The sequence below is a fragment of the Sphingomonas sp. SORGH_AS_0789 genome (genome assembly GCF_031453055.1).
In the GTDB taxonomy this organism is placed as follows: domain Bacteria; phylum Pseudomonadota; class Alphaproteobacteria; order Sphingomonadales; family Sphingomonadaceae; genus Sphingomonas.
The window spans coordinates 2,671,332-2,694,047 of record NZ_JAVIYV010000001.1; the positions used below are offsets into that span (position 1 = coordinate 2,671,332).

Below are 22,716 nucleotides of genomic sequence, written 5' to 3' on the forward strand. Positions count from 1 at the left end.
GGGGAGAGGCCGTTCAGCGTGGAGCCATGCGCGGCGTTCGACGTTGTCGTCTCAAAGGAGTTTCGTCGCCATGGTTCGTGCCGCCCTGATCGCCGCCCTGCTGTTGACCCCCGGCGCGGCGCTTGCCCAGCAAGCGGGGCAGGATGCGCAGGCCGCCTCCGGCCAACCGCCCAAGCGGGTGCGCCAGGTGACGCTGACCGGCGACCAGAAATGTCCGCCCAGCACGTCCGAAGAGGTGGTGGTCTGCGGTCGCGTCGACGAGCCCTACCGCATTCCCAAGGCGTTGCGCGACGACAAGCCGATTCCCGCGCAGAACCAGAGCTGGGTCAACCGTGCCGCGACGATCGATCAGGTCGGCCGGGTCGCGGGCGGCATCCCCGACACCTGCTCGCCGGTCGGCACGGGCGGGCAGAGCGGGTGCAGCATGACCTGGAACCGCCAATATTCCGAGGAACGCCGCGCCCGCCGCGCCGAAGCGACCCCGCCGTCCGCCGACGGGCAGTGAGGGCTTTGGCTTAGGGTCGATCGACGTTCAGCGATGCCTTCCTTCCCTCGCCCCTCGCAGAGGGGAGAGGGGAGAGGGGAGAGGGTTGCGCAGACTTGGTCTTTGCGAAAGCAAAGACTTAGTCGGAGCTGGGTGAGGGGTGCGCTAGCCATCAGGCTGGCAAGCTTCGCTTCCCCTCTCCCCTTTCCAGGGGAGAGGGGAAGAAGAAGTGATCCTGAATATCGATCCGCCCCAGTCCCCTCGCGTTTGCGGCGATACTGGTTCCGCTTCCCCGTCGGGCGACCCGGCCCTGATCCGCCCTACTGCCCGAAATCCCCGTCGCCCGCCCGCGCGACCGCATCGCGTGCGGCGGCGAGCATCGCGCCCGCCTTGGCCTCGCATTCGCGCTGTTCATAGGCCGGGTCGCTGTCGGCGACGATGCCCGCGCCCGCCTGGACATGGATGGTGCCGTCCTTGACCACCGCAGTCCGCAGCACGATGCACGAGTCCATCGATCCGTCGGGCGAGAAATAGCCGACGCCGCCCGCATAGGCGCCGCGCTGTTCGGGTTCCAGCTCGGCGATGATCTGGCAGGCGCGGACCTTGGGGGCGCCGCTGACCGTGCCCGCCGGGAAGCCCGCGAACAGCGCGTCGAGCGCGTCCTTGTCGTCGCCCAGCCGTCCGACGACGTTGGACACGATGTGCATCACATGGCTGTAGAATTCGACCGTATAGCTGTCGGTCACACGGACGCTGCCCGCCGCCGAGGCGCGGCCGACATCGTTGCGGCCCAGGTCGAGCAGCATCAGATGCTCGGCGCGTTCCTTGGGATCGGCGAGCAGGCTGTCGCGGTTGGCGGCATCCTCGGCCCCCGTCCGTCCACGCGGGCGGGTGCCCGCGATCGGGCGGATCGTGACCTCGCCCGCGCGGACCCGGACGAGGATCTCGGGGCTCGACCCGATCAGCGAAAAGCCTGGCAGGTCGAGATGATAAAGGAAGGGCGAGGGGTTGATCCGCCGCAGGCTGCGATACAGTTCGAAGGGCGGCAGCGCGAAGGGCGCCGAGAAACGCTGCGCCAGCACCACCTGAAATATGTCGCCCGCGACGATATAGTCCTTCGCCCGCGCCACCATCTCCGCATAGCGGCCAGCGGACAGGGCGGGGGCATAGCTGGGCTCGGGCAGGTCGGCACGGACCGGCGGCGGCAAGCGCGTCGAGGCCAGCCGCGCGGCGGTGGCGTCGAGCCGCTCCTGCGCCTCGGCCAGCGCGCGTTCGGGATCGCGGACATTCTCGGGCCAGACCGGCGCGACGAGATAGAGCGCGTCGGCAAGCCGGTCGAACACCAGGATGACGGTCGGCCGCACGAAGATCATGTCGGGCAGGCCGAGCGGATCGACCGGGGGCTTGGGCAGCGCCTCGACCAGCCCCACCGTCTCATAGCCAAAATAGCCGACCAGGCAGGCGAGCGCGGGCGGCAGCCCCTCGGGCACGTCGGCGCGGCATTCGGCGGCCAGCGTGCGCAGCGCGGCGAGCGTCGGCGCGGCACAGGGCTCGAACGCGTCGCGGTCGGTCGCCCATTGGCGGTTGATCGCGGCATCATGCCCGTCGGCGCGGAAGACGAGATCGGGGGCCAGCCCGATCAGGCTGTAGCGCCCGCGCGTCGCGCCGCCCTCGACCGATTCGAGCAGGAAGTCGCCGCGTCCGGGCTCGATCAGTTTCAGCGCGGCGGCGACCGGCGTCTCGGTGTCGGCGATCTGCCGCCGCCACACCAGCGCGGGCCGCCCCGCCTTCAGCTGGGCGAGCGCGGCGTCATCGGCGTGGGGCTCAGTTGCCGCCATTGTTCAGCAGCTCCGAGCGGACCTTGGCGATCGCCTTGGGGTCGGTCTTGACGCCCAGCGTGTCGCGGACGGCGCGGGCAAATTGCGAGACATATTCGCGGCCGACCAGGCGGCCAATGTCCCCGCGCGCGGCGCGGATCGCGGCCTCGTTGCCGGTCGCATTGCCCGCCTCGATCTTCGTCACGCGCAGGATGTACCAGCCTTCGTTCTGCGGTGCCTCCAGCGTGCGCGCCTTGTTCTGCGGCATCGAGAACAGCAGCGCGAGCGGGGCGGCGGCGGGGGTGTTCTGCGCGGCGGCGAGGTCGCGGCGCGACGCGGCGATCGGGCGGACCGGCGGCACGGCCAGCCCGGTTTCCTTCAGCGCCTGCGCCATCGGCATGCCCTTGCTCACCTTGGCGAGCACGGCATTGGCCAGCTTGCGCGCGGCGGCGCGGGCGCGGTCGGCGTTCAGATCGGCCAGCACCTGCGCGCGGACCTGCGCCAGCGGACGGGGGGCGGAGCGCTGGATCTGGCCGACGCCGACGATGGCGAAGCCGCCGTCCTGGCCGACCGGAACCAGCTGCGGCGCGTCGCCCTCCTCGGCGGTGAAGGCGGCGGTGATCATCGCGCGCTGTTCGGGCGTCGGCTGGAAGGCGGGCGCGTCGGGCGCCGCGCCCTGCGCGGTGACGGCGGGGGTGGTCTGCGCCTGAAGCTTGCGGTCGGCGACCACTTCCTCGAAGGTCGCGTTGCCCGACAGCGAATCCTCGATCGCGTTGCGCATCTCGCCCAGCGCGGCGGCCTGCTTCTGCTTGGTCAGCTCCGCGACGATCTCGGGACGGACCTGCGCCAGCGTCTTGCCCGGCACCTGGGTCACGCCGTCGACACGGGCGACGACGAAGCCGAGGCTGCCGCGCACCGGGCCCACGACCGTCCCCTTGGCGGCGGCGAACACCGCATCGGCGACCGGCGCGGAGGCGCGCGCGGCATAGGCCGCCTTGTCCAGGCCCTTCTGCACCGAAGCCTCGAGCCCGGCGGCGCGCGCCGCATCGGCCAGGCTGGTGCCGCCCTTCGCCTTGGCGGCCAGCGCGTTCGCGCCCGCCTGATCGGCGACGATCACCTGCGTCACGTCGCGCTTTTCGGCGGCGGCGTAGCGCGACTGGTTGCTCTGATAATAGCGGGCGATCTCCGCCTCGCTGGGGGTCGCCTTGGCCGCGATGGCGGCCGGGGTGACCAGCGCATAGCGGACGACGCGACGCTCGGGCAGTGTGTAGCGCTGGACGTTGCGCGTGTAGAAGGCCTGGATGTCGGCGTCGCTGGGCGCGGGGCCGGTGGGCACCAGACGGGTCGGGATGAAGCCGACCTCACCGCCGCGCTTTTCGAGCAGCAGCGAGGCATAGGGCAGCGCCATCTGCATCGCCATCTGGGTCGCGCCGATGGTGGGCACGGTCAACTGCTGCGCGAACAGGGTGCGCTCCAGGTCGGTGCGGACCTGCGCGTCGGTCATCTTCCGCTGGGCCAGAAGCTGCTGGTAAAGCGCCGGATCGAACTGGCCATTGGGGCCACGAAAGGCCGGGATCGAGGCGATCTGCCCGTCGATCAGGCGGCGCGAGACGACCATGCCCTGGTCCTTGCCGAACTGTTCGAGCGACAGGCCGGTGATCTCGCGCTGGAGCACGCCTTCGAACCCGCCCGCCGCCATGAACTGCGCCATGTCGAAGGTCGGCTGTTCCTGGCGATAGGCGGCGACCTCGTTCTGCGCGGCGGTGCGCAGGTCGTTGGCGGTGATCTTCGCATCGCCGACCTTGGCGACCGACGAGCCGGTCAGCCCGCCCGCCATGCCCGAGATGTTGGACACGTCGCCCGCGGCGAACGCGATCGCGATCACGCCCAGCACGATGAAGGTCACGACGACGCCGGCCTTGGAATTGATGATCCGGCGGAAGAAGCTGAGCATGGACGACCGATCGGCAAAGGATAAAAACGGATGTGCTTTAGGGGCCCGTCGCGCCCGCATCAAGCTTGCGCGGATCGCATGATCCGCTATCGGTGTTGAACACGTATAACAGTCGACAGATGAGGAGCCCGGTTATGGCACGGCGCAAAATGGTGGCTGGCAACTGGAAGATGAACGGTTCGCGCGCCGCCCTGGCCGAGCTGGACGCGATCGCGGCGGCGGCGCTGGCGGCTCCGAATGTCGATGTCGCGATGGCGGTGCCCTTCACGCTGATCGCCGCGGCGGCGGAGCGGGTGCCCGATCTGGCGATCGGCGCGGAGGATGTGCACGAACGCGATTCGGGGGCGCATACCGGCTGCGTCTCGGCCGGAATGGTGCGCGAGGCGGGCGCGCGCTTCACGATCGTCGGCCATTCCGAGCGCCGCGCCGACCAGGGCGAGACGAGCCAGGACGCCTGGGCCAAGGCGGCGGCGGCGCATCGCAACGGCCTGAAGGTCATATTGTGCTGCGGCGAGACCGAGGCGGAGCGCAATGCGGGCCGCGCCGAGCGGGTGGTGCAGGCACAGATCGAGAAGTCGGTGCCCGACAATGCCGATGGCAGCTGGTTCACCCTGGCTTATGAACCGCGCTGGGCGATCGGGACCGGGCGGACGCCGACCGTCGAGGAGATCGCGACGATCCATTCGATCGCGCGCGCCAAGCTGCGCATGCTGATCGGCGATGCGGCGGATGACGTGCCCATCCTGTATGGCGGCTCGGTGATCGGCGAGAATGCCGCGGCCCTGTTGTCGGTCGAGAATGTCGACGGCGCGCTGGTCGGCGGGGCCAGCCTGACCGCCGAGAAGTTCGTGCCGATCATCGAGGCGGCGGCGGGGTTGTGATTGGGGCTGGGGTTGGCCCGTGCGCTTCGACTTCGCTCAGCGTGAACGGCTGTCGGGATTGATCCCCAAGCTCCGTTCAGCCTGAGCGTAGTCGAAGGCCACGCCCGACCGCCGATCAACCCCCCGAATAGCGCCCCTTCAACATCCGATACGCCGCGCGCAGGGCATAGGCGTCACCCCCCTTGGGGCGTCCCGGCTTGCCCGAAGGCCGCCACGCGAACACGTCGAGATGCGCCCAGGCCGTATGTCGGGGCACGAAGCGTCGCAGGAACAGCGCCGCCGTGATCGCCCCCGCAAAGCCGCCATCGGGTGCGTTGACCATGTCGGCGATGTCGGACTTGAGCATATCGTCATAGCCGTCCCAGAGCGGCATCCGCCACACGGGATCGTCCTCCGCCACGCCCGCCGCCAGCAGCTCGGCCGCCAGCGCCTCGTCATCGGTGAACAGCGGCGGCAGGTCGGGGCCCAGCGCCACGCGCGCCGCGCCGGTCAGCGTGGCGAAGTCGAGGATCAGCTCCGGCTTCTCCTCGCCCGCGCGGGTCAGCGCGTCGCCCAGGATCAGGCGGCCCTCGGCGTCGGTATTGGTGTTCTCGACGGTCAGGCCCTTGCGGGTCTTCAGCACGTCACCGGGGCGGAAGGACGCACCCGACACCGCATTCTCCACCGCCGGGATCAGCAGGTGCAGCCGGACCGGCAGCTTGGCCGCCATGACAAGGCCGGCCAGCGCCAGCGCGTGCGCCGCGCCGCCCATATCCTTCTTCATCAGCCGCATGCCCGCCGACGGCTTGATGTCGAGCCCGCCGGTGTCGAAGCACACGCCCTTGCCGACGATCGCGATGCGCGGATGGGCGGGGTTTCCCCAGGCCAGCTCGATCAGGCGCGGCGCCCGGTCGCGCGTCGCGGCCTGCCCGACCGCATGGATCATCGGATAGTCGCGGGCGAGCGTCTCGCCCGCCGTGACGGTGACGGTGGCGCCATGGGCCTGGGCCAGCGCCTCGGCCTGCGCCTCCAGCTCGGCGGGCCCCAGATCGCCCGCACCCGTGTTGACCAGATCGCGGACCAGCGCGGTCGCGGCGGCGATGCGGAGCATCTCGTCCCGGTGCGCGACGTCGCGGGTCAGCAGGACGCGGGGTCCCGCATCCTCCGCCTTGCGATAGCGGGTGAAACGATATTGGCCGAGCAGCCAGCCCAGCGCATTGGCCCCGACTTCCACGCCGTCCAGGCGATAGCTGCCCTCGGGCAGCGTCTCGGCGAGCTTTGCCAGCGCCCAGGGCGCGGCGGGATCGGCGACGCCCGCGACCACCGCGATGCCGTCATCCTGCGGCACGAGGATATGGCTGTTGGGCTTGGCGGAGAAGCGCTGCGCCGCCGCCAGCGCGCGGGTCGCGGCGGGCTGGCGGCCCAGCCAGCCGTCAAAGCCGTCGGCGGTCAGCAGCGTGATCGCATGGGCGCTCTGGCCGCGATCGGGTTGGAGCAGGGGGGCAAAGTCGGTCATTCGGCAGGACTCACGAGAAACTGTTCGATCTTTCCGGTCGCACCCGGCTCGGCATAGGTGCTGATGCGCAGCGTGCGGTTCGGATAGGTCACGCGGTAGGAACGGTTGACGAACCCGCCGCGCAGCCGGGTTTTGCCCGTCTGTTCGATCGTCTTCGGCGCGCCGAGCGGCGACAGGCTCGACCGATAGTCGGCGATGGTCGCGGGGGTGAAATAATAGGCCGCATCCTCGGTCAGCAGCGATCGGTCGAGGCGCCCCGCCTGAAGCTGGGCGTAGACCCGGCGGATGCGGTCGAGCGCGGCGGCATCCCCGGCATCGGCCTTGGGCGCGGGCAGGACGATGTCGGATATGCCTTTGGCGATCCGCCCCTGCGCATCGGCGAACCAGGCATTGACCGCGACCACCACGGCGGCCTTGTCGTCCGGATAGACGATATTCTCGGTCAGGAAGCCGACCGCTTCGCCGCTATGCTCGACCACGCGGCGTCCATCGGCGGTGCCGACCGCGACGCCCAGCCCGTAATTGGTGTTCGATCCATCGGCCAGCTTGACCGGCGTCTCCTGCTCGGCCCAGTCCTTCGCGGGCAGCAGCGTGCGGTTCATCCGCGCCACATCCCATTTCGCCAGGTCGCGCGGCGCCATGGACAGCTCGCCTGCCGCATAGAGCCAGCCGGGGGCCGCGGGCGTCTCGACCCGGACGGGACCGAGCGCATGGCGGAGATAGCCCTGGGGGAAGCCCGGCCCGACCGCCTTGTCCTGATCCACCGCGCGGATGCCCAGCGGGCGGAAGACGCGCGCCTGGAGGAAGTCGAGCAGCGGCTGGCCCGATACCTTCTCGACGATCAGGCCCGCGACGACATAGCCGGTGTTGGAATATTGCCACTGGGTGCTGGGCGCGAAGTCCAGCGGCGCCTTGGCCCAGCGGTCGACGATCCCCTGCGGCGTGGTCGGGGTCGCCATCGCCTTGAAGCTGTAATCCTGCGGCCAGTAATCGCGCAGGCCCGATGTATGGCTGAGCAACTGGCGGATGGTGATTGTGTCGCCGCCGCTGATGCCGGGGATATATTTTGCGACGGTGTCGTCCAGCGACAGCTTGCCTTCGTCCGCCAGCAACTGGATCGCGGTGGCGGTGAACTGCTTGGACACAGAGGCGATCTGATAGGGGAGCGCCGGATCGGCAGGGCCGCGCTGCCCCTCGAACTGCTTGCCATAAGCCTTGGCGAGCACGATTTTGCCGCCGCGCACCACCGCGATCGAGGCGGAGGGAACGCCGGTATCGGCCAGTGTCCTGGTTACCAGCGCATCGATCTTCTGGGTTTCGGCCGGGGTCAGGGCTTGTGCGGCGAGCGGAGCGGGGGCGAGCAGCGCGACGGCCGCCAGCAGGGTCGGGTATCTCATGCGCCCCAAGGAAGCAGGTTTGTGGGGGCGGTGCAACGGGAGCGTTCGGGGATGAGGGTGGAGGGGGGTGGGCGAGGGTGAGGGGCGTGGGCTTCGACTTCGCTCAGCCTGAACGGATGTGGGGATATGGAGCCTTGCTCCAGCCTGAAAGGGTGGCGGGAAATGGGGACGCTCCCGTTCAGTCTGAGCGACGGTGGGAAAAGGGGCTCCCCTCCGTTCAGCCTGAGCGAAGTCGAAGGCCACGGGAAAACCTCTCGACGTCGCACGATGCAAAAGGCCCGGTAAAAAAACGCCCCAATCCCCCAAAGGCCGGGGTCCCGTTGCGAAGCCCCGCGTTGGTAGAAGGCATGGCGCGCCCCGGCCTCCGTCGGGGTGGTGTAGACAAAAGGGCAGGCACATGACCACCGAACTGACCATCCTCGGCTGGTCGATCATCCTGTTCTTCGTCCATCTCACGCTGCAATCGCAATTGGCGACGCTGGACCGGGGCATCGGCTGGAATGCGGGGCCGCGCGACGGGACTCCGGCGCCGCTGGGGCCGCTTGCCGGGCGGGCGGAGCGTGCTTCGGCCAATTATCGTGAGACCTGGCCCGTCTTCATCGCGCTGGCGCTGGGGTTGGCCTTGACCGGGCCGGAGCGGCGGGATGGCGGCGACCGGCGCGTGGGTCTGGTTCCTCGCGCGGGTCGCCTATGTGCCGCTCTATCTGTTCGGCGTCCGGTACGTCCGGTCGCTGGCCTATCTGGTGTCGATGGCCGGGCTGGTGATGATGCTTATTCGCTTCCTGTGACGGGGACGCCATATAGGTCGTGCTCGTCGGCATCCTCGATCTCGACCGCCACGATGTCGCCGACCGACAAATGCCCGGCATCGCGCAGGAAGACCTCTCCGTCGATCTCGGGCGCGTCGGCCTGGGACCGGCCGGTCGCGCCGCCTTCCTCATCCACCGCGTCGATGATGACGGGCAGGGTGCGACCGACTTTGGCGGCCAGCTTGGCGGCGGAGATGGCGGCGGTCTTTTCCATGATCCGCGCGTAACGCTCTTCCTTCACCTCCTCGGGGACGTGATCGGGCAGCGCGTTGGCGGCCGCGCCCTCGACGGGCTCGAAACGGAAGGCGCCGACCCGGTCGAGCTGCGCCTCGTCCAGCCAGTCGAGCAGATATTCGAAATCCTCCTCCGTCTCGCCGGGGAAGCCGACGACGAAGGTCGAGCGGATCGCGATATCGGGGCAGATGTCGCGCCACTGGTGGATGCGCTGGAGCACCTTGGCGTCGTTGCCGGGGCGCTTCATGCGGCGGAGCACCGACGGGGCGGCATGCTGGAAGGGAATGTCCAGATAGGGCAGCACCAGCCCTTCCGCCATCAGCGGGATCACCTGATCCACATGCGGATAGGGATAGACATAGTGCAGCCGCACCCAGGGCGCGATCTTGCCCAGTTCGCGGGCGAGATCGGTCATGTGCGGCACGACCTCCTGCCCCTTCCACATCCGGGGCTCCTTCCGGATGTCGATGCCATAGGCCGAGGTGTCCTGGCTGATGACCAGCAGCTCGCGCGTGCCCGCCGCGACCAGCTTTTCCGCCTCGCGCAGGATGGCGTCGGGGCGGCGGCTGACCAGGTCGCCGCGAAGCGACGGGATGATGCAGAAGCTGCACCGGTGGTTGCAGCCCTCCGAAATCTTCAGATAGCTGTAATGGCGCGGGGTCAGCTTCAGCCCGGCGTCGGGGATCAGGTCGATATAGGGCGACAGGTTGGCGGGCGCGGCGGCGTGGACGGCCTCCACCACCTGCTCATATTCATGCGCGCCGGTGATCGCGAGCACGTCGGGGAAGCGGGTGCGGATCGCCTCGGCCTCCTTGCCCATGCACCCGGTCACGATGACGCGGCCATTTTCCTTGATGGCCTCGCCGATCGCCTCCAGGCTTTCCTCCTTGGCGGAGTCGAGAAAGCCGCAGGTGTTGACCAGCACGACGTCGGCGCCCGCATAGTCGGGCGACATCTGATAGCCGTCTGCGCGGAGCTGGGTCAGGATGCGTTCGCTGTCGACCAGATTCTTGGGACAGCCGAGCGAGACCATGCCGACACGCGGCGGAGTGGGGAGTTTGGTTGCCATGGGATACGCGCGCACATAGTCCAAATCGTCGCGCTTTTCCAGATGCGCTTGCGCCATGTGGTCGACACGTCCGCGCGATCCCGGCATGAGGGATGCAAATTCACAAGGGTTAAGCGTGATGCTGGCGATCGGATTGATGTCGGGAACCTCGCTCGACGGGGTGGATGCCGCGCTGATCGAGACGGACGGCGAGGCGCAGCGGCGCGCGATCGCCTTTCGCAGCGAACCCTATTCGGATGCCGCGCGCACCGAACTGGCGGAGGCCACCGCCATGGCGCTGACCTTCGACCGCCCGCGCGCCAGCCCGCCGATCGTCGCGGCGAGCGAGTTGATCGTGCGCACCCATGCGATGGTCGTCCAGAAGCTGCTGCGCGATGCCGGGATCGGTGCGGATGCGGTCGATGTCATCGGCTTTCACGGCCAGACGGTCGCGCATCGCCCCGATCGCGGCTGGACCTGGCAGATCGGCGACGGACAGGCGCTGGCGGATGCGACCGGGATCGTCACCGTCTCCGACTTCCGCTCGGCCGATGTCGCGGCGGGCGGGCAGGGGGCGCCGCTGATCCCCGTCTATCACGCCGCGCTGGCGGCCGGGCTGGAGAAGCCGGTGGCAATCCTCAATCTGGGCGGGGTGGCCAACGTCACCTGGATCGGCGACGACGGCGCGCTCGTCGCCTTCGACACCGGCCCGGCCAATGGCCTGATCGACAGCTGGATGGAGGCCGAGACCGGGCAGCGTTACGACGCCGATGGCGCGCTGGCGGGCAGCGGACGGGTGGAGCCGACCGTGCTCGACACGATGATGGACAATGGCTGGTTCGACCTCGCCCCGCCCAAGTCGCTCGACCGCAACGACTTCACCATCCAGCCCGCGCGGGGGCTGTCGGCGGCGGACGGCGCGGCGACGCTGACCGCCTTCACCGCGCAGACGGTGGCACGCGCGCTCGACCATCTGCCCGCGCGGCCCCGGCGCCTGCTGGTCGCGGGCGGCGGGCGGCACAATGCCACGATGCTGGCGATGATCGCCGCCGCGACGGGGCTGACCCCCGAGCCGAGCGATGCGCTCGGCTGGAACGGCGACGCGATGGAGGCGGAGGGCTTCGCCTATATGGCGGTGCGTCGGCTGAACGAGCGGCCGATCAGCTTTCCCGGCACGACCGGCGTGCCGCAGCCGATGACCGGGGGCGTGATCCACCGCCCCGCCGGGGGATAGTTCAGGCGATCGGGCATGACCGTCGTCCCGGCGAGTCCCGCTCCGGCCTTGGGGCGGAGCTACATTCAGCGACGCCTTTCCTTCCCTCGCCCCTCACAGAGGGGAGAGGGTTGCGCAGACTTGGTCTTTGCGAAGAGCAAAGGCTTAGTCGGAGCTGGGTGAGGGGTGAGCGCTCGCTTGGCGAGCGCGCGAGCCTTTAGGCTCGCTCAACCCCTCACCCAAGCTGCGCTAGCCAGCAGGCTGGCAAGCTTCGCTAACCCTCTCCCCTGTCCAGGGGAGAGGGGAAAAGAAGCATCCTGAATGGCGACCGGCCCTAGCGTTGGGGCTTCAGGGGTTTGTCGGCCTTGACCGGCACCGGACAGCCGTCGATCTCGCGGACCACGGAATATTGCGGGTCGGCATCGGGCATCTCGTTCAGCTTGTGCAGGCCAACGCTCGGCGTCTTGCGGCTGACCCGCCTTTCCTTCGGTGCGCAGCGTTCGGGCAACTGGCCCAGCGTCGGGGTGACGGGCCACGCCTCATCGGCGGCGGACAGGGCGAGCAAGGCGAGCAGCGACAGCATCGGCATCCTCCCAGATGACGGGCGTCAGCCTATCATGACGCGCCGTTACCGACAATCAGCGTGCGACATAGGCGTCGATCAGCGCGCCGACATAATCGGGCTTGGCGCCGGTCAGTTCGGGCGCGGTGCGGCCATTGCCATAGATGAAGCCGTAGATGGGATAGGTCGTGCTGCCCAGGCCGTCCGAGTCGCGGAACCAGACCTTCACCACGCTCCAGTCATTGGCGGGCGATACGTCGAACAGCGTGACGTCCTGCTCGGCATGGCCGCGTTCGCCATTCTGGATCGACCAGTTGGCATGGGTCAGCATCAGCACCCGGTCCTCGACCACGCGGCTGACCACCGCGACATGGCCGAGCGGCAGACGGCTGGTCTTTTCGAAGACGACGACCGCACCGACCCGCGGGGCGTGGCCGCGTGGATATTTCCCCGCCGCCTGCGACCACCATGTCCAGGCATCGCCATAAAGCGAGATGCCCGAGGCCTGTCGCGCGAAGGGGACGCACTGGCCGACATAATCCAGCAGCGAGCGCGCGTCCGAGGGGATGGCGACCGTCAGCGCACAGAGTGAGAGAGTTGCCTTGGACACCACGCCTTTCATCTCTGTCACGGTAACAAGCCTCGCTTAATCGTGAACTGTACAAGATGGTTAATGCGGCCTTAGGGCGATCAGCCGAGCGTTCGCCGCGACCGATCGAGGCTTTGCGGCCGCCACGGGGCTATCCGCGCCGCGCGCTGGCCCGCGCCTCCAGGATGTTCCACAGGCCGCGATGCTGGACGAACAGCTGGGTCGCACCAAACCCGCGCGCACGCGCCAGGCCGATGGCGGTATCGTCTTCGGGATCGTCCAGGATCGGATCGGGCATCGTGCCGGGTAGCGAGGCCAGCCCGAACCGCCGCGCCGCCTGGTCGAGCACCTGCCGGATCGCGCGCCAGTCGAGGATCAGCGCGGACACCGCGCCGGTCGCGCAGCCGCGCCGGTCCGAATTGGCCAGCATTTCCAGCGTGTGGCGCAACTGGGTCAGCGCCGCATCGGTCTGTGCCTGCCCCGGCGTCGAGGGCAGCGGCCCCGCCGCCGACGTCAGATGCGCCAGATAGGCGCGTTCATGGGCAAAGGCGGTGGACGACTGGATCAGCCAGGGCAAGGTGTCGATCTGGATGCCGCGCGCCATCGCGTAATCGATCATGCAGGGGTGATTGCCATGCACCGCGCAGACCGCATGGACCGCGTCGGTCAGGTCGTGGAGCAACGCCTGCGGCAGCAATAGCGCCTGGACATGCGGGTGCCCGGCGCTGCCCAGGCGCGCCATGATCGCCCCGATATCGCCGCTTCGGTCATTCTGTATGTCAAAGGCCGTCGAGCTTGCCATGTCCATTCCGAAAAAGACCGGGGGCCACGCGCGGATAGGATGCGCCTTCCGACCCCGGAGCTTCGGCCTAATCCAAATTCGTTAACGGCCGGTTTACGAATAATGGAAAGCATTGCGATCCGCGGAAAATCGCGGGGAGCGGGACGCGCCGATCGCCGCCGATCCGGCATGGTGTCGATCCGGCTTTACGGAACGCGGTCTCGTCGCGATAACGCCCGGCGACGCGCCGGGGGCGCCCCCGGTGGCAATGAGGCTTGGAGTGGTATGAATGCGCAAATGGGTGCTGGGTCTGGCGCTGGCGTCGGTCGGGGCGTCGATCGCGATGGGATTGGGGGCGCCCGCCATGGCGGCTGAACCGGAAAAGCAGGGCGAACTGACCCTGGCGCGCGTGTTCGGCAGTCCCGACCTGTCGGGGTCGCAGCCGCGCGGGTTGCGCCTGTCGCCCGACGGCACGCTGCTGACCTCGCTGCGCCCGCGCGCCGACGAGCGCGAGCGGCTGGACCTCTGGGCGCGCGACACCCGCACCGGCGCGGAACGCATGCTGGTCGACTCCAAGAAGGTCGGCTCGGGCGCCGAACTGTCCGAGGCCGAGAAGATGCAGCGCGAACGCGCGCGCATCGGCGGGTCAAAGGGCATCGTCGCCTATGACTGGGCGCCCGACGGCAAGTCGATCCTGGTGCCGCTGGACGGCGACCTGTATCTCGCCGGGCTGGACGGGCAGGTCCGTCGTCTGACCAATACGCCGGGCGGCGAGCTGAACCCGATCGTCAGCCCCAAGGGCGGCTATGTCAGCTTCGTGCGCGACCAGAATTTGTGGGCCATGCCGCTCACTGGGGGCGAGGCGCGGGCCTTGACCAAGGAAGGCGGCGGCACCGTCCATTTCGGCGAAGCGGAGTTCGTCGCGCAGGAGGAAATGCACCGCTTCACCGGCTATTGGTGGAGCCCCGACGAGCGCTACATCGCCGTCGAGCGGTTCGACGATGCGCCGGTCAAGGTCGCGGTCCGCGCCGCCATCGGTGCGGCGGGCACCAAGGTCTATGAACAGCGCTATCCGGCGGCGGGCACGCCCAATGCGCTGGTCGACCTCTATGTCATGAAGGCGGACGGATCGGGCCGGGTGAAGGTCGATCTGGGCACCAACCCCGACATCTATCTGGCGCGCGTCGACTGGACGCCGGACGGCAAGACCCTGCTGGTCCAGCGCGAGAGCCGCGACCAGAAGACGCTCGACATGCTGCGCGTCGACCCGGTGACCGGCAAGTCGACCATCCTCTTCACCGAGCGTTCGGGCCAGCGCAGCTGGCTGAACCTGTCCGATGCCTATCGCCCGATGAAGGACGGCAGCCTGATCTGGCGGTCGGAGCGCGACGGCTATGGCCATCTCTATCACTTCGCGAACGGTCAGTGGACGCAGCTGACCAAGGGCCCCTGGGTCGTCACCAATCTGGTCGGCGTCGACGAGGCCAAGGGGCGGCTGTACTTCACCGGGCTGAAGGACGATGTGCTCGAACAGCATCTCTATGCCGTCGACATCGCGCATCCGGGCGTCGTCACCCGCCTGACCGAGCGCGGCTATACCAACAGCGCCACGATGGATTCGTCGGCCAGCCGCTTCATCGTCTCGCGCTCCAGCCCGAGCCAGCCGACCCAGGTCTATCTGGCCGACACCACGGGCAAGCGGCTGAGCTGGATCAACGAGAATGCGATTGTCGCGGGCCATCCCTATGCGCCCTATCTCGCCAGCCACCGCGAGACGCAGTTCGGCACGATCAAGGCCGATGACGGCACCACGCTCTATTGGGAGATGATCACGCCAAAGCTGGAGCCGGGCAAGAAATATCCCGTCTTCTTCCAGCATTATGGCGGGCCCGGCACCGGCCAGCAGGTCACGCGCGGCTGGCAGGGCGCGCTGCCGCAATATCTGGTCGATCAGGGCTGGATCTTCTTCCAGATCGACAATCGCGGCTCGTATAATCGCGGCAAGGCGTTCGAGGATGCCATCTATCACGCGATGGGCACGGTTGAGGTCGCCGACCAGCTTGCGGGTGCGAACTATTTGAAGAGCCTGCCCTTTGTCGATCCGGCCCGGATCGCGACCTATGGCTGGTCGTATGGCGGCTATATGTCGATCAAGATGCTGGAGAAGACGCCGGGCGTCTATGCCGCCGCCGTGTCGGGCGCGCCGGTGACCGACTGGCAGCTTTACGACACCCATTATACCGAGCGTTATCTGGGCGACCCGCGCACCGATCCGAAGAGTTATGCGACGTCGCAGGCGATCACGGATGCCGCGAAGATCCGCGATCCGTTGATGCTGATCCACGGCATGGCCGACGACAATGTCTTCCTCGACAACGCGACCGCGTTTGCCGCCGAAATGCAGAAGACCGACACGCCGTTCGAGATGATGCTCTATCCGGGCCAGACCCACCGCGTCGGCGGGCCGGGCATTTCCGAGCATCTGTGGCACACGATCCTGAACTTCCTGGATCGGACGGTGAAGGACAAGCCGGCGGAGAAATAAAGCCGTCATTCCTCCCCTGTAAGGGGAGGTGGCAGTCCGCAGGACTGACGGAGGGGTGTCCATGCGGATGGTGACACCCCTCCACCACCGCTTCGCGGCGGTCCCCCTCCCCTTGCAGGGGAGGAATTAGGGTGGCGACCATGGCATTCCTGAAGACCTTCCACCTCTGGCCCTTCCTCGACACGCTGGTCAGCTATCTGACCGCCTTCGTGCTGGGCACGGTGATCGGGGCCGAGCGGCAATATCGCCAGCGGACCGCAGGTCTGCGCACCAATGCGCTGGTCGCGATCGGCGCGGCGGCGTTTGTCGATCTGGGCCAGCGGCTGGGCGGCAATGTCGAGTCGATCCGCATCATCGCCTATGTCGTGTCCGGGATCGGCTTCCTGGGCGCGGGCGTCATCATGAAGGAGGGGATGAACGTCCGCGGGCTCAATACGGCCGCGACCCTGTGGTGCTCGGCGGCGGTGGGCTCGATCGCGGGCAGCGACATGGTGGCCGAGGCGGTGCTGTTGACCGGCATCGTCCTGCTCGCCAACACCGCGCTGCGCCCGCTGGTCGATGCGATCAACCGCATCCCCGTCGAAGGGCGGCATGTCGAGGCGACCTATTCGGTCAGCCTGACCACCAGCGCCGCGCAGGCCGGGCCGGTCGGCGACCTGTTGGTCGAACATCTGGAGGGCGCGGGCCTGCCGGTCGGCGAACTGGATAGCGAGGAGCGCGGAGAGGATCAGGTGACCGTCACCGCGATCCTGACCAGCACCATCGTCGAGGCGGGCGAACTCGACCGGATCACCGACCATTTCCAGAGCGTCCACGGCATCGCCCACGCGACCTGGGCGGCGAGTACGCATGACTAAACTCCCCTCCCGCAGGCGGGAGGGGTTGGGGGAGGGGCGTGCCGCACGCGCCGGTCTCGGTGAGACTCCGGACCCTCCCCCGGGCCCCCTCCCGCTTGCGGGAGGGGAGGCGGCCTAAACCCCCGCTTGCCTTTCCCAAACGCGCACTATTCGTAAAGTCGGTGGACGTATCCGCGCAATGACGCTACCGGCTCAGGCTTCCGAGTGGAGGGTTTAATGGGTTATCGCGTGGTGGTCGCCGGGGCGACGGGCAATGTCGGCCGGGAAATGATCAACATTCTGGCGGAGCGGGAATTCCCGATCGACGAGCTGGCGGTCGTCGCCTCGTCGCGCAGCCAGGGCGACCAGATCGAATATGGTGAGACCGGCAAGATGCTCACCATCAAGAATATCGAGCATTTCGATCCCACCGGCTGGGACATGGCGCTGTTCGCGATCGGGTCGGACGCGACCAAAGTCTATGCTCCCAAATTCGCCGCCGCGGGCTGCATCGTGATCGACAATTCGTCGCTCTATCGCATGGACCCGGACGTGCCGCTGATCGTGCCGGAAGTGAACCCGGATGCGATCGACGGCTATACCGCCAAGAACATCATCGCCAACCCGAACTGCTCGACCGCGCAGATGGTCGTCGCGCTCAAGCCGCTGCACGACAAGGCGACGATCAAGCGCGTCGTCGTCGCGACCTATCAGTCGGTGTCGGGCGCGGGCAAGGCGGGCATGGACGAGCTGTTCGAGCAGAGCCGCAACATCTTCGTCGGCGACCCAGCCGAGCCAAAGAAGTTCACCAAGCAGATCGCCTTCAACGTGATCCCGCACATCGACAGCTTCCTGGAGGACGGCTCCACCAAGGAAGAGTGGAAGATGGTCGCCGAGACCAAGAAGATCCTGGACCCCAAGGTCAAGGTGACGGCGACCTGCGTCCGCGTGCCGGTGTTCGTCGGTCATTCCGAGGCGCTGAACATCGAGTTCGAGGACGAAATCTCGGCACAGGAAGCGCAGAACATCCTGCGCGAGGCGCCCGGCGTCATGCTGATCGACAAGCGCGAGGACGGCGGATACGTCACCCCGATCGAATGCGTCGGCGACTATGCGACCTTCATCAGCCGCGTGCGGGAGGACTCGACGGTCGATAACGGCCTGTCGCTGTGGTGCGTGTCGGACAATCTGCGGAAAGGCGCCGCGCTGAACGCGGTGCAGATCGCCGAACTGCTCGGCCGTCGCCACCTGAAGAAGGGGTAAGTCTCGATCCTCCCTGGAACGGGGAGGGGACCATCGCGAAGCGATGGTGGAGGGGGCTCTCCGACGGGGCAGTCCTATGGGGAAGCCCCCCTCCGTCAGCGCTGCGCGCCGCCACCTCCCCGTATCGGGGAGGATAAGGGGTTCACCGCCCCATATACAGCCCCGGCCGGTGCCAGGCGAAGAGGATCAGGCTGATCGCCGCCGCGCTGATCGCCGACCAGATCAGTTGGGTGCCCGTCACCACCGGGATGGCGAGGCTGAGGATCACGACGTCGAGCGCGACCTGGGTCAGCCCCATATTCCATCCGTGCTTGCGATAGAGCCAGATGGTGATGACACCGGTGCCGCCGACCCCCGCCTGGTGCCGGGCGAGCGACAATATGCCCATGCCGATCACCGTACCGCCGACCAGCGCGGCAAAGGCCGGGTGGACCGCATCGACATGCACCGACACCCGCGTGATCGCCGAGGCGATGCCGATCCCGACATTGACCAGCACCGTCTTCACCGCGAACCGCGCGCCCATCACCTTGTGCGCGAACAGGAAGAACGGGATATTGACCAGCGTGAACAGCACGCCTGCGGGCAACGGGATCAGATAGGACAGCAGCAGCGCGACGCCCGCGATCCCGCCGGTCACCAGCCCCGCCGCTTTCAGGAACACCAGCCCCACGATCAGCAGCGTGCAGCCGATGAAGATGGCATAGGCGTCTTCGAGCAGGCTGTGCGGCCGCCCGATCGGGCTGGGCGGCAGGGTCTCGGCGGCGGGAGCGGTGGTTGCGGTCATCAAGCGTCCGGTTATGGGTCCGGCATCCGCTCCATCGGCCCGCTTCTGGCGGCAGGCATGGGGCCTTTTAGCGCAACTGCTTAGCCAAGCCAAATGGCGGGCGGCGGGCCCGCGCCATCATCCGCCCGAAGGGTACAAATTATTGGGGGTGGCGACACGCCCCGCGCGGGCATAGGGCGCGCCGATGACCATGAAGGAGCGCCACGGCCTCGCGGCCCTGACCGACAAGGAGAAGCAGACGCTGCGCCTGATCGTCCGGGGGCATGACGCCAAATCGGTCGCGCAGACGCTCGACCTGTCGGTCCATACCATCAACGAACGGCTGCGCGACGCGCGGCGCAAATTGTCGGTGTCGAGCAGCCGGGAGGCGGCGCGGATGCTCCTCGATGCGGAAGGGGGCTTGGTCGTCCCGCTACCCCCCGAAAAGTCGGGGGACATGACGATCGGGGAGGACCGCCCGGCCGTGACGGAGGATCAGGCCATGGCGCCGATCGACCGCGTGGGACGCGGCGGACGCCGTTTCCCGATCCTCATAGGAGCCTTGCTCATGACCCTTGCCCTCGGCCTGATGGCCCTTGTCGGCCTGCCCCATATGCTCGCGACGTCGCCGCAGGATGCCCCGGTCGCCTCCGCCGCGCACGACCCGGCGGTGGTCGACGCCGCGCAGCGCTTCCTGGCGCTGGTCGATCAGGGACGCTGGGCGGACAGCTACCGCGCGACCGGCTTGGCCTTTCGCAGGATCAATAGCGAGGCGGCATGGGCGGCGGCCTCCGAAAAAATGCGCGCGCAGATGGGGGCGATGGTCTCGCGGTCGTTCCTCTCGCAGGAGAATCTGCCCGCGCCGCCCGATGGCTATGAGGTGGTGAAATTCCGCGCGCGCTATTCCAGATCGGGCGATGTCATCGAGACGGTCACGCTCGAGCATCAGGCGGGGGCGTGGCGGATCGTCGGCATCACGGTCGGCTGAGCCACGGTCTTTCCGCCGTCGGAGACGGGCCCGTTCGCGGCATTCCGGCCGCAAACGGGTCCACTTCCCGCGCGATCTATATTAGGGCGATCCGGTAGCCCCGCTTTCCTACCGGAGATTTGACCCTTGGCCGCAACCGCCCCCGAAACCCGCTTCTTCGACAGCTTCGACGGGACACCAATCGCGTGGCGCGAAATGGGGGAGGGGCGGGCGCTCGTCCTGATCCATGGCTATTTCTCCGACGCGAACACCAACTGGATCCGCTATGGCCACGCCGCCGCCATCGCGGCCAGGGGCTACCGGGTCATCATGCCCGATCTGCGCGCGCATGGCGAAAGCGGCAAGCCGCATGACCCGGCCGCCTATCCGAAGGACGCGCTGACCCGCGACGGCCATGCGCTGGTCGAGCATCTCGGGCTGACCGATTACGACCTGGGCGGCTATTCGCTGGGCGCGCGGACGGTCAGCCGGATGCTCGCGACCGGGGCGGAGCCGGGCAAGGCGATCTTTGCGGGCATGGGGCTGGAGGGGTTGCTCCATACCGGGCGACGGGTCGATCATTTCACCAACATCCTGACGCGTCTGGGCGAGCATAAGCGCGGTTCGCCCGAATGGATGGCGGAGGCGTTCCTGAAGACCACCGGCGGCGATCCGGTCGCGCTGCTGCATATCCTGAACACCTTCGCCGACACGCCGCTATCGGCGATCGAGGGGTTCGACCTGCCCGCTCTGGTCGTCGCGGGCGTGGAGGATTTCGACAATGGCGCGGCGGTCGATCTGGCCGACGCCCTGCCGCGCGGCCGCTATGTCGAGATTCCGGGCAATCACATGAGTTCGGTGACCAAGCCCGAACTGGGGGAGGCCATCGCCCGGTTCCTGACCGCTTGACGGCAGCGGGCAAAGCCGCGCAACTGCGCGTCATCGGCTCCGCTTCGAGAGCAATGTGATGATTTCAGGGGGAAAATGATGCTTCGCTCCGCCGTTTCCGGCACCGTGCTCGCCTTCGCGCTGGCGGGGGGCGCCCAGGCCCAAACCGCCCCGCAGCCGGCCGCGACCCAGCCCCCCGCCACCGTCGCGGGGGCCGATGCCTTCGTCGCGGAGGCCGAGAAGACGCTGGCCGACAAGTCGGTCGGGGCACAGCAGATCGCCTGGGTCAACGCGACCTATATCACCGACGACACCGACGCGCTGGCCGCCGCCTCGGGCGCGGAGATGACCGATCTCGCGGTCCGCTACGGCCTGGGCGCGGCGCGCTATCAGGCGCTGCCCGGCCTGTCCTATGACACCAAGCGCAAGCTGGACCTGCTGCGCGGCGGCATCACGCTGCCCGCGCCCACCACGCCCGGCGCGGCGGCGCAGCTGTCGATGCTGACCACGCGCATGTCCTCGGCCTATGGCAAGGGCAAGGGGCTGCGGAACGGCCAGCCGATCAACGGATCGGATATCGAGGCCGCGATGGGCAGCGAGCGCGATCCCGCCAAGCTGAAGGAAATGTGGGTCAGCTGGCACGACAATGTCGGCGCCCCCATGCGGCCTGACTATGCGCAGATGACCGCGCTCGCCAACCAGGGCGCCAGGGAGCTGGGCTATGTCGATGCCGGATCGCTGTGGCGGTCCGGCTATGACATGCCGCCGGAACAGTTCGCGCAGCTGACCGACAGGATCTGGGGCGAGCTGGAGCCGCTGTACCAGGCGCTGCACACCTATGTCCGGTGGAAGCTGAACGAGAAATATGGCGATGCCGTCCAGTCGAAGACCGGCCCGATCCGCGCCGACCTGCTCGGCAATATGTGGGCGCAGGAATGGGGCAATATCTATGACCTCGTCGCGCCCAAGGGGGCGGGCGATGTCGGATACGACACCGGCGAGCTGCTGAAGGCCAAGGGCTATGACCCGATCCGGATGGTGAAGGCGGGCGAGGGCTTCTACTCCTCGCTGGGCTTCGCACCCCTGCCGCAAAGCTTCTGGCAGCGTTCGCAGATCGTGAAGCCCGCCGACCGCGAGGTGATCTGCCATGCCTCGGCCTGGGATGTCGACAACAAGGACGATATCCGGATCAAGATGTGCACGAAGGTCAATGCCGACGACTTCGTGACCATCCATCACGAACTCGGCCATAATTACTACCAGCGCGCCTATAAGGACCAGCCCTTCCTCTACAAGAACGGCGCCAATGACGGCTTCCACGAGGCGATCGGCGATACCGTCGCGCTGTCGATCACACCCGATTATCTGGTGAAGATCGGCCTGCTCGACCCCGCCAAGGTGCCGAGCGCCGACAAGGATATCGGCCTGTTGCTGCGCCAGGCGATGGACAAGGTGGCGTTCCTGCCCTTCGGCCTGCTGATCGACAAGTGGCGCTGGGGCGTGTTCTCGGGCCAGATCCCGGCGGGGCAATATCAGGCGGGCTGGGACGCGCTGCGCCTGAAGTACCAGGGCGTGGTGCCGCCGGTCGCGCGCGACGAGACGAAGTTCGATCCGGGGGCGAAGTATCATATCCCGGCGGGGGTGCCCTATGCGCGCTATTTCCTGGCGCGGGTGCTCCAGTTCCAGTTCTACAAGGCGGCGTGCGACCAGGCCGGGTGGAAGGGGCCGCTCCACCGCTGTTCCTTCTATGGCAACAAGAAGGTCGGCGAGAAGCTGAACGCGATGCTGGCCATGGGGCAATCCAAGCCCTGGCCGGACGCGCTTCAGGTGTTCACCGGCAGCCGCGAGATGTCGGGCAAGGCACTGGTCGAATATTTCGCGCCGTTGAAGACGTGGCTGGATCAGCAGAACAAGGGCAAGCCGCAGGGTTGGTGATGTTGCGAGGGGGCGGCTGGCGTTGTCGGCCCCTCCACCACTCGCTCTCGCGAGCGGTCCCCCTCCCCAAGCACAGCTTGGGGAGGAATGAAGCGGCACCCCAAATCCTCCCCATCTTTGATGGGGAGGGGGACCGCCGCGAAGCGGTGGTGGAGGGGCGCTTAACCCAGCGCCCGTTCAGGCTGAGCGAAGTCGAAGCCCACGCCCGACCATAGGCCAAGGAGACGGGCCTTCCCGTGGCCTTCGACTGCG

Annotated in this window: 19 protein-coding genes and 1 pseudogene; 11 read left to right on the forward strand and 9 right to left on the reverse strand. The window is 67.8% G+C overall.

The genetic code is table 11. The features are described from left to right. The first annotated feature begins 70 nt into the window (after positions 1–70). Positions 71–505: a hypothetical protein gene (locus QE360_RS12310; protein ID WP_309701885.1), complete on the forward strand. Its 435-nt coding sequence runs from the start codon at positions 71–73 to the stop codon at positions 503–505. 299 nt (positions 506–804) lie between these two features. Here the strand turns inward: QE360_RS12310 and trpE are convergent, their stop codons facing one another. Both trpE and QE360_RS12320 read right to left on the reverse strand, forming a co-directional pair. Beyond that, the gene (trpE, locus tag QE360_RS12315) at positions 805–2,322 is read right to left on the reverse strand and encodes an anthranilate synthase component I (RefSeq protein WP_309701887.1); all 1,518 of its coding nucleotides are present in this window, start codon (positions 2,320–2,322) and stop codon (positions 805–807) included. Beyond that, entirely contained in the window at positions 2,309–4,255 is a 1,947-nt protein-coding gene (locus QE360_RS12320; protein ID WP_309701889.1) for a SurA N-terminal domain-containing protein, read from the reverse strand. The genes trpE and QE360_RS12320 overlap by 14 nt, the downstream gene beginning before the upstream one ends. A 134-nt stretch (positions 4,256–4,389) precedes the next feature. On the opposite strand from QE360_RS12320, the gene tpiA reads away from it, so the two are divergent. Further along, on the forward strand, positions 4,390–5,136 hold the full coding sequence (tpiA, locus tag QE360_RS12325) for a triose-phosphate isomerase (RefSeq protein WP_309701891.1): 747 nt from the start codon (positions 4,390–4,392) through the stop codon (positions 5,134–5,136). A gap of 115 nt (positions 5,137–5,251) precedes the next feature. Here the strand turns inward: tpiA and QE360_RS12330 are convergent, their stop codons facing one another. Further along, positions 5,252–6,631, reverse strand: coding sequence for a leucyl aminopeptidase family protein (locus QE360_RS12330; RefSeq protein WP_309701893.1), 1,380 nt, complete (start codon positions 6,629–6,631; stop codon positions 5,252–5,254). Beyond that, a complete protein-coding gene (locus tag QE360_RS12335) occupies positions 6,628–8,028 on the reverse strand; it encodes a serine hydrolase domain-containing protein (protein WP_309701895.1) in 1,401 nt (466 codons plus the stop codon). Before QE360_RS12335 ends, QE360_RS12330 begins: the two co-directional genes overlap by 4 nt. A gap of 397 nt (positions 8,029–8,425) precedes the next feature. Here QE360_RS12335 and QE360_RS19145 point away from each other — a divergent pair. Together QE360_RS19145 and QE360_RS12340 are read left to right on the forward strand one after the other, a co-directional pair. Beyond that, a pseudogene (locus QE360_RS19145) lies at positions 8,426–8,602 on the forward strand (hypothetical protein); the annotation flags it as partial. 70 nt (positions 8,603–8,672) lie between these two features. After that, entirely contained in the window at positions 8,673–8,816 is a 144-nt protein-coding gene (locus QE360_RS12340; RefSeq protein ID WP_309701897.1) for an MAPEG family protein, read from the forward strand. Here the strand turns inward: QE360_RS12340 and rimO are convergent. Beyond that, entirely contained in the window at positions 8,800–10,140 is a 1,341-nt protein-coding gene (rimO, locus tag QE360_RS12345) for a 30S ribosomal protein S12 methylthiotransferase RimO (RefSeq protein WP_309701901.1), read from the reverse strand. The genes QE360_RS12340 and rimO overlap by 17 nt on opposite strands. A gap of 118 nt (positions 10,141–10,258) precedes the next feature. Here rimO and QE360_RS12350 point away from each other — a divergent pair, with 118 nt between their 5' ends. Then, positions 10,259–11,353: an anhydro-N-acetylmuramic acid kinase gene (locus tag QE360_RS12350; RefSeq protein WP_309704159.1), complete on the forward strand. Its 1,095-nt coding sequence runs from the start codon at positions 10,259–10,261 to the stop codon at positions 11,351–11,353. Positions 11,354–11,666: 313 nt separating this feature from the next. On the opposite strand, the gene QE360_RS12355 is transcribed toward QE360_RS12350, so the two are convergent. The 3 genes from QE360_RS12355 to QE360_RS12365 form a co-directional block, all read right to left on the reverse strand. Further along, positions 11,667–11,915, reverse strand: a complete 249-nt coding sequence (locus QE360_RS12355) for a hypothetical protein (RefSeq protein ID WP_309701903.1) — start codon at positions 11,913–11,915, stop codon at positions 11,667–11,669. Positions 11,916–11,970: 55 nt separating this feature from the next. Then, a complete protein-coding gene (locus QE360_RS12360; protein WP_307104560.1) occupies positions 11,971–12,516 on the reverse strand; it encodes a CHAP domain-containing protein in 546 nt (181 codons plus the stop codon). Between the two features lie 118 nt (positions 12,517–12,634). Continuing rightward, a complete protein-coding gene (locus QE360_RS12365) occupies positions 12,635–13,285 on the reverse strand; it encodes a DUF6975 family protein (RefSeq protein WP_309701905.1) in 651 nt (216 codons plus the stop codon). Positions 13,286–13,553: 268 nt separating this feature from the next. On the opposite strand from QE360_RS12365, the gene QE360_RS12370 reads away from it, so the two are divergent. The 3 genes from QE360_RS12370 to QE360_RS12380 all read left to right on the forward strand — a co-directional run bounded on the left by QE360_RS12370 (position 13,554) and on the right by QE360_RS12380 (position 17,908). After that, positions 13,554–15,809, forward strand: a complete 2,256-nt coding sequence (locus QE360_RS12370) for a DPP IV N-terminal domain-containing protein (RefSeq protein WP_405052592.1) — start codon at positions 13,554–13,556, stop codon at positions 15,807–15,809. 140 nt (positions 15,810–15,949) lie between these two features. Further along, positions 15,950–16,666 carry an MgtC/SapB family protein gene (locus tag QE360_RS12375; RefSeq protein ID WP_309696282.1) on the forward strand — a complete coding sequence of 239 codons (717 nt, stop codon included), beginning with the start codon at positions 15,950–15,952 and terminating at the stop codon, positions 16,664–16,666. Positions 16,667–16,882: 216 nt separating this feature from the next. Further along, entirely contained in the window at positions 16,883–17,908 is a 1,026-nt protein-coding gene (locus tag QE360_RS12380) for an aspartate-semialdehyde dehydrogenase (protein WP_309701907.1), read from the forward strand. 142 nt (positions 17,909–18,050) lie between these two features. Here the strand turns inward: QE360_RS12380 and QE360_RS12385 are convergent, their stop codons facing one another. Beyond that, complete coding sequence (locus QE360_RS12385; protein WP_307099641.1) at positions 18,051–18,695, reverse strand: YitT family protein; 645 nt, start codon at positions 18,693–18,695, stop codon at positions 18,051–18,053. Positions 18,696–18,879: 184 nt separating this feature from the next. Here QE360_RS12385 and QE360_RS12390 point away from each other — a divergent pair, with 184 nt between their 5' ends. The 3 genes from QE360_RS12390 to QE360_RS12400 all read left to right on the forward strand — a co-directional run bounded on the left by QE360_RS12390 (position 18,880) and on the right by QE360_RS12400 (position 22,464). Continuing rightward, a complete protein-coding gene (locus QE360_RS12390) occupies positions 18,880–19,662 on the forward strand; it encodes a DUF4019 domain-containing protein (RefSeq protein ID WP_309701909.1) in 783 nt (260 codons plus the stop codon). Between the two features lie 126 nt (positions 19,663–19,788). Next, positions 19,789–20,550: an alpha/beta fold hydrolase gene (locus QE360_RS12395; RefSeq protein ID WP_309701911.1), complete on the forward strand. Its 762-nt coding sequence runs from the start codon at positions 19,789–19,791 to the stop codon at positions 20,548–20,550. Positions 20,551–20,628: 78 nt separating this feature from the next. Next, a complete protein-coding gene (locus tag QE360_RS12400) occupies positions 20,629–22,464 on the forward strand; it encodes a M2 family metallopeptidase (RefSeq protein WP_309704164.1) in 1,836 nt (611 codons plus the stop codon). Positions 22,465–22,716 lie beyond the last annotated feature (252 nt).

What these genes read in the sequence shown, in the direction of transcription:
- QE360_RS12350 (WP_309704159.1), top strand. Translation starts at nt 10,259, where the DNA reads ATGCTGGCGATCGGATTGATGTCGGGAACCTCGCTCGACGGGGTGGAT.
- QE360_RS12360 (WP_307104560.1), bottom strand. Translation starts at nt 12,516, where the DNA reads ATGAAAGGCGTGGTGTCCAAGGCAACTCTCTCACTCTGTGCGCTGACG.
- trpE (WP_309701887.1), bottom strand. Translation starts at nt 2,322, where the DNA reads ATGGCGGCAACTGAGCCCCACGCCGATGACGCCGCGCTCGCCCAGCTG.
- QE360_RS12340 (WP_309701897.1), top strand. Translation starts at nt 8,673, where the DNA reads ATGGCGGCGACCGGCGCGTGGGTCTGGTTCCTCGCGCGGGTCGCCTAT.
- rimO (WP_309701901.1), bottom strand. Translation starts at nt 10,140, where the DNA reads ATGGCAACCAAACTCCCCACTCCGCCGCGTGTCGGCATGGTCTCGCTC.
- QE360_RS12370 (WP_405052592.1), top strand. Translation starts at nt 13,554, where the DNA reads ATGCGCAAATGGGTGCTGGGTCTGGCGCTGGCGTCGGTCGGGGCGTCG.
- QE360_RS12400 (WP_309704164.1), top strand. Translation starts at nt 20,629, where the DNA reads ATGCTTCGCTCCGCCGTTTCCGGCACCGTGCTCGCCTTCGCGCTGGCG.
- QE360_RS12310 (WP_309701885.1), top strand. Translation starts at nt 71, where the DNA reads ATGGTTCGTGCCGCCCTGATCGCCGCCCTGCTGTTGACCCCCGGCGCG.
- QE360_RS12330 (WP_309701893.1), bottom strand. Translation starts at nt 6,631, where the DNA reads ATGACCGACTTTGCCCCCCTGCTCCAACCCGATCGCGGCCAGAGCGCC.
- QE360_RS12355 (WP_309701903.1), bottom strand. Translation starts at nt 11,915, where the DNA reads ATGCTGTCGCTGCTCGCCTTGCTCGCCCTGTCCGCCGCCGATGAGGCG.
- QE360_RS12385 (WP_307099641.1), bottom strand. Translation starts at nt 18,695, where the DNA reads ATGACCGCAACCACCGCTCCCGCCGCCGAGACCCTGCCGCCCAGCCCG.
- QE360_RS12380 (WP_309701907.1), top strand. Translation starts at nt 16,883, where the DNA reads ATGGGTTATCGCGTGGTGGTCGCCGGGGCGACGGGCAATGTCGGCCGG.
- tpiA (WP_309701891.1), top strand. Translation starts at nt 4,390, where the DNA reads ATGGCACGGCGCAAAATGGTGGCTGGCAACTGGAAGATGAACGGTTCG.
- QE360_RS12365 (WP_309701905.1), bottom strand. Translation starts at nt 13,285, where the DNA reads ATGGCAAGCTCGACGGCCTTTGACATACAGAATGACCGAAGCGGCGAT.
- QE360_RS12335 (WP_309701895.1), bottom strand. Translation starts at nt 8,028, where the DNA reads ATGAGATACCCGACCCTGCTGGCGGCCGTCGCGCTGCTCGCCCCCGCT.
- QE360_RS12390 (WP_309701909.1), top strand. Translation starts at nt 18,880, where the DNA reads ATGACCATGAAGGAGCGCCACGGCCTCGCGGCCCTGACCGACAAGGAG.
- QE360_RS12375 (WP_309696282.1), top strand. Translation starts at nt 15,950, where the DNA reads ATGGCATTCCTGAAGACCTTCCACCTCTGGCCCTTCCTCGACACGCTG.
- QE360_RS12320 (WP_309701889.1), bottom strand. Translation starts at nt 4,255, where the DNA reads ATGCTCAGCTTCTTCCGCCGGATCATCAATTCCAAGGCCGGCGTCGTC.